At 56.5% G+C, this 14,177-nt stretch carries 15 protein-coding genes and 1 tRNA gene; 7 read left to right on the plus strand and 9 right to left on the minus strand.

Going from position 1 to position 14,177, the window contains the following annotated elements; genetic code table 11:
• The first annotated feature begins 35 nt into the window (after nucleotides 1–35).
• The 4 genes from NAT21_RS04885 to NAT21_RS04900 all read left to right on the plus strand — a co-directional run bounded on the left by NAT21_RS04885 (nucleotide 36) and on the right by NAT21_RS04900 (nucleotide 3,593).
• Nucleotides 36–1,145 carry an S-(hydroxymethyl)glutathione dehydrogenase/class III alcohol dehydrogenase gene (locus NAT21_RS04885; protein ID WP_250936152.1) on the plus strand — a complete coding sequence of 370 codons (1,110 nt, stop codon included), beginning with the start codon at nucleotides 36–38 and terminating at the stop codon, nucleotides 1,143–1,145.
• Nucleotides 1,146–1,206: 61 nt separating this feature from the next.
• A complete protein-coding gene (fghA, locus tag NAT21_RS04890) occupies nucleotides 1,207–2,052 on the plus strand; it encodes an S-formylglutathione hydrolase (RefSeq protein WP_284732660.1) in 846 nt (281 codons plus the stop codon).
• 125 nt (nucleotides 2,053–2,177) lie between these two features.
• Nucleotides 2,178–2,894, plus strand: a complete 717-nt coding sequence (gene mtgA, locus NAT21_RS04895; protein ID WP_250936155.1) for a monofunctional biosynthetic peptidoglycan transglycosylase — start codon at nucleotides 2,178–2,180, stop codon at nucleotides 2,892–2,894.
• Between the two features lie 99 nt (nucleotides 2,895–2,993).
• On the plus strand, nucleotides 2,994–3,593 hold the full coding sequence (locus NAT21_RS04900) for an HNH endonuclease (protein ID WP_250936158.1): 600 nt from the start codon (nucleotides 2,994–2,996) through the stop codon (nucleotides 3,591–3,593).
• Nucleotides 3,594–3,633: 40 nt separating this feature from the next.
• Here NAT21_RS04900 and NAT21_RS04905 read toward each other — a convergent pair whose 3' ends face one another.
• Nucleotides 3,634–4,245 (minus strand): transglutaminase-like cysteine peptidase, encoded by a 612-nt coding sequence (locus tag NAT21_RS04905; protein WP_250936160.1) that lies wholly within the window; start codon nucleotides 4,243–4,245, stop codon nucleotides 3,634–3,636.
• Nucleotides 4,246–4,484: 239 nt separating this feature from the next.
• Between NAT21_RS04905 and NAT21_RS04910 the strand changes: the two genes are divergently transcribed.
• Nucleotides 4,485–4,865 (plus strand): DUF4168 domain-containing protein, encoded by a 381-nt coding sequence (locus NAT21_RS04910; RefSeq protein ID WP_250936162.1) that lies wholly within the window; start codon nucleotides 4,485–4,487, stop codon nucleotides 4,863–4,865.
• A gap of 65 nt (nucleotides 4,866–4,930) precedes the next feature.
• On the opposite strand, the gene NAT21_RS04915 is transcribed toward NAT21_RS04910, so the two are convergent.
• The 7 genes from NAT21_RS04915 to lpxO all read right to left on the minus strand — a co-directional run bounded on the left by NAT21_RS04915 (nucleotide 4,931) and on the right by lpxO (nucleotide 12,151).
• Nucleotides 4,931–5,815: an AEC family transporter gene (locus tag NAT21_RS04915; protein WP_250936164.1), complete on the minus strand. Its 885-nt coding sequence runs from the start codon at nucleotides 5,813–5,815 to the stop codon at nucleotides 4,931–4,933.
• Nucleotides 5,816–5,938: 123 nt separating this feature from the next.
• Entirely contained in the window at nucleotides 5,939–6,406 is a 468-nt protein-coding gene (locus NAT21_RS04920; protein ID WP_250936166.1) for a group I truncated hemoglobin, read from the minus strand.
• Nucleotides 6,407–6,432: 26 nt separating this feature from the next.
• Nucleotides 6,433–7,293, minus strand: a complete 861-nt coding sequence (locus tag NAT21_RS04925) for a DUF3034 family protein (protein ID WP_250936168.1) — start codon at nucleotides 7,291–7,293, stop codon at nucleotides 6,433–6,435.
• Nucleotides 7,293–9,686, minus strand: coding sequence for a bifunctional diguanylate cyclase/phosphodiesterase (locus tag NAT21_RS04930; RefSeq protein WP_250936169.1), 2,394 nt, complete (start codon nucleotides 9,684–9,686; stop codon nucleotides 7,293–7,295). Before NAT21_RS04930 ends, NAT21_RS04925 begins: the two co-directional genes overlap by 1 nt.
• Complete coding sequence (locus NAT21_RS04935; protein WP_250936170.1) at nucleotides 9,683–10,399, minus strand: methylamine utilization protein; 717 nt, start codon at nucleotides 10,397–10,399, stop codon at nucleotides 9,683–9,685. The genes NAT21_RS04930 and NAT21_RS04935 overlap by 4 nt, the downstream gene beginning before the upstream one ends.
• 123 nt (nucleotides 10,400–10,522) lie before the next feature.
• The gene (locus NAT21_RS04940) at nucleotides 10,523–11,257 is read right to left on the minus strand and encodes a 4'-phosphopantetheinyl transferase family protein (protein ID WP_250936171.1); all 735 of its coding nucleotides are present in this window, start codon (nucleotides 11,255–11,257) and stop codon (nucleotides 10,523–10,525) included.
• On the minus strand, nucleotides 11,258–12,151 hold the full coding sequence (lpxO, locus tag NAT21_RS04945) for a lipid A hydroxylase LpxO (protein WP_250936172.1): 894 nt from the start codon (nucleotides 12,149–12,151) through the stop codon (nucleotides 11,258–11,260).
• A 180-nt stretch (nucleotides 12,152–12,331) separates the two neighbouring features.
• On the opposite strand from lpxO, the gene dkgB reads away from it, so the two are divergent.
• Entirely contained in the window at nucleotides 12,332–13,132 is an 801-nt protein-coding gene (gene dkgB, locus NAT21_RS04950; RefSeq protein WP_250936173.1) for a 2,5-didehydrogluconate reductase DkgB, read from the plus strand.
• A gap of 88 nt (nucleotides 13,133–13,220) precedes the next feature.
• On the opposite strand, the gene NAT21_RS04955 is transcribed toward dkgB, so the two are convergent.
• Nucleotides 13,221–13,802, minus strand: coding sequence for a hypothetical protein (locus tag NAT21_RS04955; RefSeq protein ID WP_250936174.1), 582 nt, complete (start codon nucleotides 13,800–13,802; stop codon nucleotides 13,221–13,223).
• Nucleotides 13,803–13,878: 76 nt separating this feature from the next.
• Between NAT21_RS04955 and NAT21_RS04960 the strand changes: the two genes are divergently transcribed.
• Nucleotides 13,879–13,955: transfer RNA gene (locus tag NAT21_RS04960), tRNA-Ile, on the plus strand.
• The last annotated feature ends 222 nt before the right edge of the window (nucleotides 13,956–14,177 follow it).

Below are 14,177 nucleotides of genomic sequence, written 5' to 3' on the forward strand. Positions count from 1 at the left end.
CAGTATCCAATTGATGTTTTATCGGGAGTGTTTACATGAAATCACGCGCGGCCATTGCCTGGGAGGCCGGCAAGCCTCTGGAAATCGCGGAAATTGATGTTGAAGGTCCGAAGCAGGGTGAGGTACTGGTGCGTATCGTCGCCACCGGGGTCTGCCATACTGACGCTTACACATTGTCAGGCAAGGACCCGGAAGGGCTTTTCCCATCGATTCTTGGCCATGAGGGCGGTGGTGTTGTTGAGGAAGTCGGCCCGGGAGTCACATCGCTTTCTCCTGGCGATCATGTCATTCCGCTTTATACGGCCGAGTGCGGGAAGTGCAAGTTCTGCCTGTCCGGCAAGACCAACCTGTGCAGTGCAGTACGTGCAACGCAGGGCAAGGGCGTCATGCCGGATGGCACGTCACGGTTTTCCATTGATGGCAAGAAACTCCATCACTATATGGGCACCTCCACCTTCTCCGAGTACACGGTCGTGCCGGAGGTGTCACTGGCCAAGATCAGCAACAAGGCGCCACTGGACAAGGTCTGTCTGCTGGGCTGTGGTGTGACTACCGGTATTGGGGCTGTCATGAATACTGCCAAGGTCGAGCCGGGCTCTACCGTGGCGGTATTTGGTCTGGGGGCCATCGGTCTGTCGGTGATTCAGGGGGCCCAGATGGCCCGTGCATCCCGCATCATTGCCATCGACCTCAATCCGGACAAGTTCGAGTTCGCTCGTCAACTCGGTGCGACGGATTGCCTGAATCCGAGCGATTACGACCGGCCGTTCCAGGAAGTCGTGGTGGACATGACCGACGGCGGTGTTGACTACTCCTTCGAGTGCATCGGCAGCGTCAACGTCATGCGCCAGGCTCTCGAGTGCTGCCACAAGGGCTGGGGTGAATCGATCATCATTGGCGTGGCTGGTGCCGGCGAGGAAATTTCCACGCGTCCCTTCCAGCTGGTAACCGGGCGGGTCTGGAAGGGCTCTGCCTTTGGTGGCGTCAAGGGGCGTACCGAGTTGCCGGGCTATGTCGAGCGCTATATGCAGGGTGATATCAATATCGATGACTTTGTTACCCATACCATGAAGTTTGAAGACATCAACGAAGCCTTCCGACTGCTTCATGATGGAGAGTCCATTCGTACCGTGCTGAACTTCTGAGCACGTGATCCATCCGACGGGGCCGCTGGCCCCGTTTTTGTTACCAGGGAGTGCACGATAAATGTCCGAAACACTGGAATGCATTGAAGAAGTACGCTGCTTTGACGGCTATCAGCGCCGCTATCGCCATCATTCGCAGGTGCTTGGCTGTGACATGACCTTTTCGATCTTTCTGCCGCCCGAGCATGATCAAACCCCCAAACCGGTGTTGTGGTGGCTTTCAGGTCTGACCTGCACTGATCAGAATTTCGTGCAAAAGGCAGGCGCGCAGCGCCAGGCGGCCGAGCTGGGTCTGGTCATTGTGTGCCCCGATACCAGCCCGCGCGGGGTTGATGTCCCCGGAGAAGACGAGTCCTACGATCTGGGCACCGGCGCGGGGTTTTATCTCAATGCAACTCAGGCCCCCTGGGCGTCGCATTACCGGATGTATGACTACGTGACCCGGGAACTGCCGGAACTGGTACGGCAGGAGTTCAATGTCAACGATAGGGAAGCCATCAGTGGCCATTCCATGGGTGGTCATGGCGCGCTGGTCTGCGCCCTGCGCGAACCTGGCCGCTACGCTTCGGTATCGGCATTTTCACCTGTTGCCAATCCGGTAAATTGCCCCTGGGGTGAAAAGGCCTTTCAGGCTTATCTGGGGGATGATCGTCAGGCATGGGCCGAGTACGATACCTGCGAGCTGATCAAGCGCGATGACGCCCGTCAGCCGCTGCTGGTCGAGCAGGGCGAGGCAGATCAGTTCCTTGAGTCACAACTCAATATTGATCAGCTTGAACGCGTGTGTCAGGAACAGAATCATCCCCTGACCCTGAATCGTCGAGAAGGCTACGACCACAGTTACTTCTTCATCGCGACCTACATCAATGTGCATCTTGATTATCATGCACAGCACCTGAACGCATAACGTGCCGGTGTGGGCGTATCAAGCGCCTTCATTGTTGCGGATGCCCGTTACAGCCACTCCGGCCCTGCGCCAGGGGTGGCTGGTTGATATACTCCTGACACGATAAAACAACGAGTCAGGTACCTATGTCAGGGATCAAGGTTGCCATCGCGCTTGTCGTGAAATGGTGCGTCAGGCTACTACTGGGCTTCATGGCCCTGTCGATAGCTGCTGTTATTCTGTTTCGGTTTGTTCCGCTTCCCCTGTCGATGGTCATGGCCGAGCGCCAGGTCAGCGCCTGGATCAGTCACGAACCCTTTGACCTTCAGTATGAGTGGGCGCCCTATAACGAATTGTCGGCCAACGCAAAGCTTGCCGTCATTGCCTCTGAAGACCAGCGTTTTCCCTTCCATCACGGATTTGATACCCGGCAGATCCGCAAGTCCATCGATGCCTGGCTATCCGGAGACCCTCTTCGTGGCGCCAGTACCATCAGCCAGCAGACGGCCCGTAACGTTTTCCTGTGGACCGAGCGCAGCTGGTTGAGAAAGGGGCTGGAAGTCTGGTTTACCGCACTGATCGAAGTGGTCTGGCCCAAGGAGCGTATTCTTGAGGTATATCTCAATGTGGCCGAGTGGGATACGGGAGTATTTGGACTTGAAGCCGCATCACGACACTACTTCGGGCAGTCCGCTGCGCGACTTACAGTAGTACAGGCATCCCGCCTTGCGGCTGTACTGCCGGCCCCGCGCGACTGGAGCCCGGTATCGCCCTCGGCTCGAGTGCAGGGTCGGGCACGCTGGATCCGGCAGCAAATGAACCAGCTGGGTGGCACCCTCTATCTGGAGCGTCTTGACGAATAGGAGCATGTCCGGGGGATCAGGGCGCAAAACGTCATGCAGCCGTCACGGCCGCGTGGTAAAAAGAAGTATGCGTCGCTGTTGTCAGTGAAGGAGGTGGATATGCGTTATCCCATGATTCTTCGTTTACACGCCTCGGGCGTCCCGATCGACTGGCTGACCCTTGAAGAAGCTACCCTGTTGATGACACGCCAGGAAGAGGGTGCTGTCGTCTGGACCGATGGCGACAACCGGTACCGGCTTCATGGAGGAACAAACTCCCTGACGGGCTGCCGGTCCTATGTCGACATTCCCGAGGTAATCGGCGTGGCCCCACCTGCCGGAGCATTTCTGGCCTTCGAACACACCGGATTCAACCGGGTGTTGTGCAAGTATCGAGAAGGGTTGCGGTGCGCATATTGCGGGTGTGGTCTAAGCCGGCAAGCCCTGACCATTGATCACATTTATCCTCGCTCACGTGGTGGCGCGCTGACAATGCTCAACGCGGTGGCAGCCTGCCACGGCTGCAATGCGCTGAAGGCCGACATGACGCCTGAAGAGGCGGGGATGGCGCTATTGCTCAAGCCGTTTATTCCTACCATGGCTGAAGTGCTGTACATGACTCGGCCCAGCACCATGACTTCTCGCCAGCTCTGGTACCTGAAGCATCAGTTCAGGAATGCCCGATTGAGGGACTATCTTAGTGACGCACTGGTGGCCTGAACCCAGTGGCACAGGCATGAATGCGCAGCGTGGCACGTTATCAATACGTCATCAGTCGCGCGGCTCGTTCGGCCAGCAAGGTGCCATCAAGCCGAATACCGGTAGACAGGTGAATGGTCTGTGCCTTGCCGTTCTTCCATCGTTCGGCCGTTGTGGCATTGAAGCTGTAGAGCGGATCAAGGTCGTCTCGCCGACTCATCGGCAGCATCATCAACGTCAGGTTATCCAGAATCAGGGGAGAGGGAAGAGTGCCATCCTGATAGCGCAATACCATGTGGTAGGTCGGACTCCACTGGTCCTTTGCCGCCAGCAGCCTTAGATGGCGATCCTCTACGCCACTGCGCCGTAACAACTGGTATTTGGCCAGAGCAAAATCCTCGCAGTCCCCTTCACCAGCCTTGATCAACGCGTCAAGGCCGCGCCATTCATCCACCTTGTCCGGCATCTGACGTGCAGCCTGATTGACGACTCGATTGATCAGCATCAACCGAGCCTTGATGGGCAGGGCACGAGCCCGGGCAATCAGCGCGGCATCCGTGGTGGTTACAGCCTCGTGGGTCACGTTATCCCAGTAGGTCAGCCTGATATCGGCATGGAGTACCGGGCTTGCAAGCAACAGGACACCGACCAGCCAGCCTGAGGACCGTTTCATGAGCACATCTCCTGTGAAGGCAGATATCAAAGTGTACCCGGCTGGTTAAATTATGATGATCTGATAACCGCAGAAATTCAGCCGTTTATACCATTGCTGGTTGAAACACTGTCCTGGCAGCACCATATTTATCAGGCGGTAGTACTTACGATCTTTTGCAATCAGTAACAGCCATGGCTGGAACTCATCGCCTATTCTGTCGTCCTAGTACTACATCAATGACAGCGATTGGAGAATTTATGAAACGTACCACGGCATTTTTGACCGCGACTCTGCTGGCTTCCGGCGCGGTAGCTGCTCCGGCATTCGCTGCTGATTCCACTTCCGGTTCCGACGCGCAGGCCTCTACTGCTGCAAAGCACGCTGACTTTACGGATCAGCAGCTTGAGAACTTTGCCTCTGCTTCCAAGCAGATTGCCGGTATTTCACAGAAATATACGCAACAGCTGCAGGACGCCAAGGGGCAGGATGCTCAGCAGCAGGTTCGTCAGAAGGCCAATACCGAAATGGTTCAGGCCGTTAAAAGCAATGACCTGAAAGTTGAGCAGTTCAACCAGATCGGTCAGGCCGTTCAGAATGATCCGCAATTGATGCAGAAAGTGCAGAAAATGGCGCAGTAATCTGAAATATCCTGATGTAAAAAAACCGCCTTCGGGCGGTTTTTTTGGTTCTGGTGATGTCGCCTTTACATCCGGTGCATGAAAAAGCCCAGTAAAAGCGGCATATAGATAAAGGACAGCAGGGTTGAGCACAGTACCAGACTTGCCACAAATTCCGGCGAGCGCCCTGACTTTTGAGCAAACAGATAGTTATAAACGGCCACCGGCATGCACATCATGGCAATCAGGATATAGCGTGCGACCATCGGCAAATCGAGCATGTAGCCTACGCCGGCCGCCAGGCTGCCCGCGATGATTACCCGTGCAATTGAAAAAAGCATGGCGTTTTTCAGGTTGCTGGCTCGAATGCTGGCCAGTGATACGCCAAGGGTTATCAGCATCATTGGAATGGTAAAACCGGCCAGCAGGTCGATGCTGTTCCTGAGCCACAGTGGCAGGGTGATCTCAAAGGCCATCAGCAGCAGGGCGATGATGATGGCATAGATTGTCGGCATTCTGGCCAAGCTCTTCAGGGGATGCCGGCTGGCGGTAAATCCACCGACGATGAATTGTGCCAGCGATACAACCACGAAAATGGCAATGGCCAGCGGAAACCCGTTGGTATCCTTGAAGGCATACATCATGACCGGCAGCCCCATATTCCCGGTATTGGGAAACAGGGTCGGGGGCAGAATGACCTGCCAGGCGATCGAAAATACCCGACTGATGATCAACGCCACCACGGTGAGTGCGCCCAGCATGATGATCGTGGCACCGGCCATGCGATAAAAGGCGTCAGGATCGACATGTGTGGAGGCCAGCGAGCTGATGATCAGGCAGGGGGTGCCAACATTCAGCACGAGCTTGGTGATAAAGCCCGTGGGATAGGGCTGGCCGAGTCGGACCCAGAAAAAACCGACCCCTGCACCGGCAAAGACCGGCGCCATTACCGCAAGTAGCTGAGCAAACATGCTGTCATCCTGTCGCGACTTTAGAAACCGGCGTGATGTGGATGAACAGGCCGGTCGATATAGACTTTAGGGTGACACAAGCGAGGATGTTTTTCAGGCCTGATGCAGGTATTAATTCACCTTTTAGCGATGAACAATATCCCCGTGAAAGACTGCCAGCCTTGCAAGCAGGGTATTTTGAACCGTGAAGGGAATCCCCTCCCTGTCCATGGCCTTGATAAGGTCTTCCACCAGTGCGTTGAAGTCGGCATTACTGATGTGCTTTCCACGATGAACCCGCCGCATGCTGTCCCCGCTATAGTGACACGGGCCACCTGCAATGACGCATACCATTTCATTGAGCTTCTCTTCCAGCCTGTCGATGGGCGCCTCGGCAAACTGGTCAACGATGCGCGGGTCATCGGCAATCACATAGAGGAACGATCGAATCAGTGACTGGATGCCCTCTCTCTGACCGAGCGCCCTGTAAAGCGTGTCATCCGCCGCGGGCGTGATCGCAAGGCCTGGTGCTGGCGGTTCGTGAGAGGTGCTGGCACACCCTGTAATCAGGGCAAGTATCAGCACCATAAGCAGGGGCGTCGTTCGCAGCATGGGCAGCCTCCGTCATCTCTGTCAGGTCAAAAGGCGAGTTGTAGTGCCGCATAGACGCCTTGCTGGCGATCAAGACCGGCAATGCGACCCATGTCGAGCCAGGCCAGCGTGGCGGTAACATGTTTTTGAGGAAACCAGGCCACGAAAAGATCCTTGGCATCATCCTCTGGCAGACCATTGAGCTGATCCGGCTTCTGACGGTATTCCATGCCAAGGGCCCAGTGTGCATTTGGCATCAATGCCAACGCGCCTTCCCAAACGGCATGATATGCCTCGTTCTTTGGGCCGCCGAAGCCCAGTAGACCGAGTTGATTGGCGCGGGTGGCGCGAAGGGAGACACTACTCAACAGGTTATAACCGGCGGCAGCTCCCAGCCAGAGTTTCGAGTGGCTGAGGTAGGCATCAACGCCATGACCCTGCCGAGCGCCAAGCGCGAGGGGCAGTGCATCATCTTCCAGTGTCTTGTACTGTACGCCGGCGCTGAACTGGCCGGAACGACTGTACACCAGGTCCCCCCACAGCCGTGCCTTGAGGCCGAAAATATCGAGCTGCAGCGAGTCAAGGCCCAGCGTATCGAGCGACAGGATCTGTCGCGCAACGCTCAGCTCCAGTCGGTTGTTGATCGTGACAGCGGCGCTCAGCGTATGAAGCTGATAATCATCCAGCCAGGCGTGGCTCATGCCGACACCCGCCCCCGTTTCGGTATCGCTGGCGGTGCCGGTCAGCACCGCCCAGGGAATCAATCCTCCCCCTGCACTGCCTTCGATGCTGCCTGCCCCCCCTGTGGCCGTCAGCCGGCTGCCGGCCCGAGCGGGGAGTGCTGCCAGCAGCAGCGCCAGCGCCAGCAACATCAAAACACATGAGTACTTCTCGCGTACGCTGCGCATCATGTTTCCCTGCGTTGGTAGGTGACCGGGATCGGCGGCGTGACTACCTCCTTGCGGCGCCGAATCTGCTCGTCTGAAAACGACTTGGATGAAAAGGCCTGGAACCAGAAAAGCAATTCCTGAGCCTTGAGGGGGCGAGCAAACAGAAACCCCTGGGCCACATCGCAATTCATGGCCTCAAGCATCGCAAGGCTCTGCAGGTTTTCGACCCCTTCTGCGGTTACCGACAGCCCCAGGTTGTGGCCCAGATCGATGATCGATCGCACGATCATGACGTCTTCGAACTGCGAGTCGAGCTTCAGGATGAAGGACTTGTCGATCTTGAGCTCATCTATCGGCATGTGCCTGAGCTGTGACAGGGAGGAGTAACCGGTACCAAAGTCATCAATGGAAATATGCAGTCCCTGTCGGCGCAATTCTTCCAGTATGCGGCGGGCCTCGACGGGGTCTTCCATCAAGGCGCTCTCGGTGATTTCGAGCACCAGTTGCCGGGAAGACAGGGCGTGTTCGGCAAGGATGGCAGCGATGCGCGCGGGAAGCTGATGATCGGTCAAGTCCTGAGCGGATAGGTTGACCGAGACGCAAAACACATGATGCTGCTCGTTCCAGCGAGCAATCTGTGCGGCGACCTGATGAAGTACCCAATCGGTCAGCATGGCGATATTGCCGGAATGTTCGGCCAGGGTAATGAACTCGTCCGGGGGGATAAAACCAAGGGTGTCATGCTCCCACCGCACCAGCGCTTCCAGATGCGTTGCCTTGCCACTGCGAAGATCTATCTTGGGCTGATACACCATATAAAGGCGATCATTGAGCAGGGCCGTTCGCAGGTCCTGAAGAATGGCCAGTCGTCGCAGGTGCTGCTCATCCATGCCGGTGCTATAGCTTTTAAGATGGCTGCCGCTGTGCTTGGCATCATTGAGCGCAATATCTGCCCGCCGCAGCAGTACCTCGGCATCCGGCCCGTGGGTCGGGTAGTGGACCTGGCCCATGGAAATACTGACGTTGATGGGGGAAATATCCTGCAGTACCGGCTGGCTGGCCAGAGCGTCATGCAAATGGCGCAGGTCGGTGGTGTCATGGTTATAGCCTGGATACAACACCAGGTATTCATCGCCTCCGATCCGATAGGCAAACCCCTGATCGCCGACAGCCTGTCGCAGGCGGGTGCCGATTTCGATCAGAACCCGATCCCCGTTAACGTGGCCGAAGGTATCGTTGATGCGCTTGAATTCATTGATGCATAACCGGTTCAACGTAAAGGGCATGCCCTTTTCCGTCAGAGTGGCGAGGCGAGCCTCGGCGGATTGACGGTTGGGGAGGCCCGTCAACAGGTCCTGGCGTGACTGATGCAGCAGCTGGGCTTCTCGCATCGAGAGCTTGTCCTGCATCATGTGCAGGGTGCTGGCAAGCACCCCCAGGTCGCTCTTGTCATTGGCAGGTGGCCTGGCCTTGATGCGCTCCCCGTCTCCGATACGACGAGCGACGTCTGTCAGCCGCTTGATGGGTTGGCCCACGGTATTGGCGGTCAGCAGTGACAGCATGGTGGCGCTGACAAGGGTGACGAAGAAGATCACGATCAAGCGCATGCGCATGGCGAGATAGGGTGCCATCAGTGAACTCGTCGGGTGGCTCAGAACGGCCGTCAGATGGCCATCAGGGCTATCTCCCAGGATGATCTGGCGGTTGACCGGCCGGGCATTGCCGATGCTGAACAGCGATACAAGGCTGGATGAGGGCGTGTGGTCGAGGTCCAGGCTTTTCTGCTGTTCGGGGGACAGCGTCGATACCAGTGGTGGCAGGGCTGCCGGTGTGCCTCCCAGCAGGGATATATCCAGTTCGGTAATGGTTTTGATGCGAGACAGCAGGGGAGTATCAAAGGCAAAGCCCATGCTGACCCAGCCGATGGTATCCGGGGCCTTGACCGGCAGTAAAATGATCACATACGGCATGCCGCCGATAATGGTGACGGTCGAGCCGCGATCGTCGTAGTGCGCCTTGCGCCATAGTGACGTGAACGGGAAGACGCCACGAGTCGTCAACTCAGGGCGGGTACTGACCAGAAGCCGGCCATCCAGGCCGTTCAGCGTCATCAGATCTGCGCCGATCCGTGCGGCGTAGTTGTTCAGGGCGCTTTCAATCGTGGGGTTGTCCTGGCTTGCCACGGCAGAGCGGAACCCGTAATCCGAAATCAGCACCTCGGCACTATCAAGCATTTGTTGCCGATGCTGATTGATGGTCTGCTCCATGACGCGCACGGCAATATCCATGTGATCGCTGATCTGGCGCTGGATATCTCGATGACTGCCATTGAGTACAGCTGCCAGAATGGCCACCTGCGATACCATCAGCAGGACCAGAATGGTCAGCGTCAGCCGGCTGCGAAAGCTCACCTTGATTCGCCTGCCTGATCAAAGGCACGGTTGAACCGCTGCTGGAGCGCTGAAGGCTCGGGCAGGGCGGGCGCGGTGGATGCCAGTGTCAGGGCTATATCTTCATGCTGGCGGGCGCCTTGTACGACCATGGGCATCGACTGACTGGTCTGCTTGTTGGCAGCCAGTTGTTCATGCCAGAGCGTCAGGGTGTATTTCCCTTCGGGAAGGTCCGACAGGGTGATCCTGCCCTCCCTGTCGGTCATGGCAAACCAGGGGGCATCCGTTACAACAATGTAGCCTCGCATCTGATCATGGATGTTGCAGCCGACGGTCACCAGGCCTGTGTGTTCAAAGGTAACCGGCGGACGAGGTTCGTCCAGATACAGTTTCAATTCAAAGCTGTTGCCTCGGGCGAAGGAGTACACGTGGTGGCGAATAGTGTCACGATTGGGGAAGTTGACCTTGTCGCCACGTGCAATAACCAGCACCTGAGGCACGAACTGTTGCTGTTTCTGACTCATGACATAAGTAGTCGGAACGCCCTGCTGGCGGGCAACGGGAGACTCGGGCATCAGGGTCACCACCACCTCCTGCAGAGGGTGACCGCTGGCACGGTCGGTAACGCGCAGTTCGAGCTCCGACGCATGGGCATTCACCGGCCGGAAAGCCATCAGGATCAGCAGGGCAGCGATCCAGTATCCAGTGAAGCGAACGGCCGGCGTCAATGTCATGAACATTCTCGAAACGGGCATTAAAAATATGGCACGCGCAGTAACGCAGCCAGAGCGGTAGCGTTTTAATCGGCGTCGAGAGGCGTTTCTTTATGTTCCTGCAGGCGGGGTGTGCCCGTGGCGTTACTGCCCGGCGGGTATTGCGGCAAAGGTAATAATCTGGTGGTGACAGGGCTGCCAGTGGCAGATGAGACGGCGGCCTGCCGGCCACTGTCGGGAGAGCGGTTTGAGCAGCTCAAGCGTCAGGGTACGTGCTTTCGCATCCTGTGAGACCAGTCGAGCATCCATGAAGTAAAAGGGGGTGCCCGTCAGGGGGTAAAGTGCCTTGTAAAGGCTTTCCTTGACGGAAAATACCAGGGTCAGGGCGTGGGCAAAGGCCTCGGCATCCAGCCCGGCAAGCAACGTCTGTTCCGAAGCGGTCAGAATGGCCGATTGCAGCCGCGCCGCACGGGGAGCGGGGATGATATGTTCGGCATCCATCCCCAGCGCCTGCCACTGATCAGCCGGTGCCAGCCAGGCACCGGCGAGATCAGGGCTGTGAGTCAGTGTGCCCACCACCCCTTGTGGCCACAAGGGCCGCCGGTCCTCTGCATTATCCAGCCGAAAGGGCGTGGCGGGTGAATGTCCCAGCGCCCTGAGGGCCTCGCGCACGCAACAGCGTCCAGCCAGGTATTCCGTCTGCCGCTTGGGGGCGGCGCGTTTCAAACGCTCGGGCAATGTAATACCGGCATCATCAAAGGAAGTTGCTTCCAGCCGAGACGGATCAAACCGGCACGTAACCCAGATGCCCTGATCCGCGAGAGCCGAAGGCAGCAACGAAGGCTCCGGTAGTGACAGGAGGGCATCAGGCAGGTGCATTCAGAACAAAATCCAGATAATGACACCACCAAACAGTGCCCATTTGACGATGTAATAGAGGGTCTTGTTGCGCTTTTTGAGTTTTTTGCCCTGTTCGCGCACCTTGTAGACGTACTTGAAGGCACGGTTGATGCCACCGGTGGCATCGGAGTCGTCGTTGGGCGCGGCCGCCGCGGCCATTACATGGCGGCTGAACCAGCGGTTGACTGCTGCTGCCCAGCGGTACTTCATTGGCCGCTCGATGTCGCAGAACAGGATCAGGCGGTTCTGATCGCTTTTATTCTCGGCATGATGGATGAAGGTTTCATCAAACATCACGGCTTCGCCATCGCGCCAGCTATAGGTTTGACCGTCGACATTGATCAGGCAGCGATCATCATTGGGCGTGCGAAGGCCCAGATGGTAGCGCAGTGATCCGGCATACGGATCGCGGTGTTTCATCAATTTACTGCCGGCAGGCAGCTCGGCAAACATGGCCGCCTTGACGCCCGGGATATTCGAGAGAATCTCGGTGGTGCGAGGGCATAGCTCTCTGGCCGATGCATGGCTCTCGCCGTACCACTTGAGATAAAACCGCTTCCAGCCCCGTCGGAAAAACGAATTGAAGCCGGCATCATCCTTTTGTGACGAGCCCTTGATGTGATGTTCGAGCTGCTCTGCTTCATCACGGATGACTTCCCACTCGGCGGTCAGCGCAGCCAGCTCGGGAAAGGTCTCAAGCCGATGGTAGGGTTGATCAGGCACCCGGGAAAACAGGTACATGAAGGCATTGATCGGCGCCATGAACGATGAATGATCCGATAACTGGCGAAATGGCTTGTGGCGAACCCGGCCACGAAAATGTACGTAAAGAATACTGGCGACGATGAGCGTCACGATCGTCCACTTGATCATGAAAATTCCTGAATTGGCCTCGGTTGAACAGGGTAATGACGCCGGATGGCAAGCGGATTGTCGCATGCCAGCCCCGGCCATTCCATGGATGACATGGTATGTTAGCAAACTAATGGCTTGAAATGTGGCGCAGGACGCCTAGGCTGTAGTGCACATGAATACGATCAAGGAGCTGATCACATGATTCCAGCCATTGGATTTGGCACGTTCCGCATGAAGGATGAAGATGCCTACAACGCCGTGCGTTCCGCACTCGAGGTAGGCTATCGGCATATCGACACGGCAGCCTTCTATGACAACGAAGCAGCCGTGGGCCGCGCCCTGAAGGATTCCGATATTCCGCGTGAAAAGCTGTTCGTGACCACCAAGGTATGGCACGACCGGTTGAGCGAAGGTGAAGTGACCGCATCGATCAAGGAAAGCCTTGAAAAGCTCGGGCTGGATTATCTTGATCTGGTGCTGATTCACTGGCCATCACCCAATGATGAGGTGCCGATGGAAAGCTACATCGGCGAGCTTGATCAGGCACGGGAAGATGGCCTGACACGTCATATCGGTGTATCCAATTTCACCGTGGCACATCTTGAGAAAATGTTGACCCTGCCCGGCGGCAGAAATGTCATTACCAATCAGATTGAAGTACATCCGTTTCTTGCCAATAGAAAGGTTGCAGATTTCTGTGAGGAGAAGGGCATCAAGGTAACGGCTTACATGCCATTGGCAGTTGGCAAGGTCATGGATGATGACACCCTGAAGGATATTGCCGAGAAACATGATGCCACACCGGCTGACATTGCCCTGGCCTGGGTTTCCCAGCGCGATATCGCCGTGATTCCGTCATCGACTAATCCGAAGCACCAGAAGAGCAACCTGGACGCGATCAGGATCTCGCTGACAGCTGATGACATGACCCGGATCGACGAGCTTGACCGCGCCGAGCGCATTGCCAGCCCGGATTTCGCCCCGGCCTGGGATGAGTGAACACCAGTAGCCTGATACAAAACGCCCCGGCCATTCTGCATGGCCGGGGCGTTTTTTCATGTCCTGCTACCGCAATGAGGCGCCAGGTTTATTGCTGAACCAGCGTCGCATCCAGTGACAGGGGAACGGTATCGCCCAGCTTGCGGTACCCCAGCAGGCTCACCACTGTCTGCGCATTTGGTTCCTGCATCACGGCCTGTGTATCGATTGGCACCGGTGACGTGGTTTGAACATGAAACCTGTTGGCGCCTGTGCGAGTGATTGTCAGCGCCACATGATCAGTTTGGGTATAGCGCTGATCTTCCTGTGACAGGGCAATGGTGTGCTGTGCCGATTGCCCGATGTTCAGCGAGTTCAGCCATGCGGTATCGACCTGAGTTGCCACCGTGGCAAGCCGCTTTTTACCAATATCGGAAAGCCAGGGCGGCAAGGTCCCCAGGTTCTGAACCACATCCAGTTGTTTAAGGGTAATGGGAATAACCAGCTCGCCACTGTCACTGATGCTGCCTTCAAGATTCGACAGACGATGTGTATGCACCTGGCTTCCCTGATCGGTGATATCCGTTATCCTTGCCGTTGCCTGGCTATCCTCGGGAACAAATTGCCACGCAGCCTGCGCCTGGCCCGCCAATAACAGCAGCAGACCACAACCCAATGATTTGATGTACATAAAAACTCCGGATATTGATGTTCCTGAAGGGTAGTCTCTCAGACAACGATTGGTTATGATACGCATCCTTTCTGAAGGGCCTATAGCTCAGTTGGTTAGAGCAGGGGACTCATAATCCCTTGGTCGCAGGTTCGAGTCCTGCTGGGCCCACCAATAAAATAAATACGTTACAGCCAATCCTGTTTGTCCTGAAATACGCTTTCTATATTTGGGAAGCATGGCGAAAAACGTTTCTATTTTGATTTCTCCCCAGTAGTTCGGGTTCCCTCAACACCTCTTTCGGTGCAGTGATTGCCATGGCCAAGCCGTGAATACCGCTCTTTGCATTTCTGGCATCTTCTCGGCAGTTCTGTGTGGTTTTTGAATAGTTGTCGG

It is taken from the genome of Larsenimonas rhizosphaerae, from assembly GCF_023700005.1.
GTDB classification, from domain to species: Bacteria; Pseudomonadota; Gammaproteobacteria; order Pseudomonadales; family Halomonadaceae; genus Larsenimonas; species Larsenimonas rhizosphaerae.

What these genes read in the sequence shown, in the direction of transcription:
- NAT21_RS04885 (WP_250936152.1), top strand. Translation starts at nt 36, where the DNA reads ATGAAATCACGCGCGGCCATTGCCTGGGAGGCCGGCAAGCCTCTGGAA.
- fghA (WP_284732660.1), top strand. Translation starts at nt 1,207, where the DNA reads ATGTCCGAAACACTGGAATGCATTGAAGAAGTACGCTGCTTTGACGGC.
- mtgA (WP_250936155.1), top strand. Translation starts at nt 2,178, where the DNA reads ATGTCAGGGATCAAGGTTGCCATCGCGCTTGTCGTGAAATGGTGCGTC.
- NAT21_RS04900 (WP_250936158.1), top strand. Translation starts at nt 2,994, where the DNA reads ATGCGTTATCCCATGATTCTTCGTTTACACGCCTCGGGCGTCCCGATC.
- NAT21_RS04905 (WP_250936160.1), bottom strand. Translation starts at nt 4,245, where the DNA reads ATGAAACGGTCCTCAGGCTGGCTGGTCGGTGTCCTGTTGCTTGCAAGC.
- NAT21_RS04910 (WP_250936162.1), top strand. Translation starts at nt 4,485, where the DNA reads ATGAAACGTACCACGGCATTTTTGACCGCGACTCTGCTGGCTTCCGGC.
- NAT21_RS04915 (WP_250936164.1), bottom strand. Translation starts at nt 5,815, where the DNA reads ATGTTTGCTCAGCTACTTGCGGTAATGGCGCCGGTCTTTGCCGGTGCA.
- NAT21_RS04920 (WP_250936166.1), bottom strand. Translation starts at nt 6,406, where the DNA reads ATGCTGCGAACGACGCCCCTGCTTATGGTGCTGATACTTGCCCTGATT.
- NAT21_RS04925 (WP_250936168.1), bottom strand. Translation starts at nt 7,293, where the DNA reads ATGCGCAGCGTACGCGAGAAGTACTCATGTGTTTTGATGTTGCTGGCG.
- NAT21_RS04935 (WP_250936170.1), bottom strand. Translation starts at nt 10,399, where the DNA reads ATGACATTGACGCCGGCCGTTCGCTTCACTGGATACTGGATCGCTGCC.
- NAT21_RS04940 (WP_250936171.1), bottom strand. Translation starts at nt 11,257, where the DNA reads ATGCACCTGCCTGATGCCCTCCTGTCACTACCGGAGCCTTCGTTGCTG.
- lpxO (WP_250936172.1), bottom strand. Translation starts at nt 12,151, where the DNA reads ATGATCAAGTGGACGATCGTGACGCTCATCGTCGCCAGTATTCTTTAC.
- dkgB (WP_250936173.1), top strand. Translation starts at nt 12,332, where the DNA reads ATGATTCCAGCCATTGGATTTGGCACGTTCCGCATGAAGGATGAAGAT.
- NAT21_RS04955 (WP_250936174.1), bottom strand. Translation starts at nt 13,802, where the DNA reads ATGTACATCAAATCATTGGGTTGTGGTCTGCTGCTGTTATTGGCGGGC.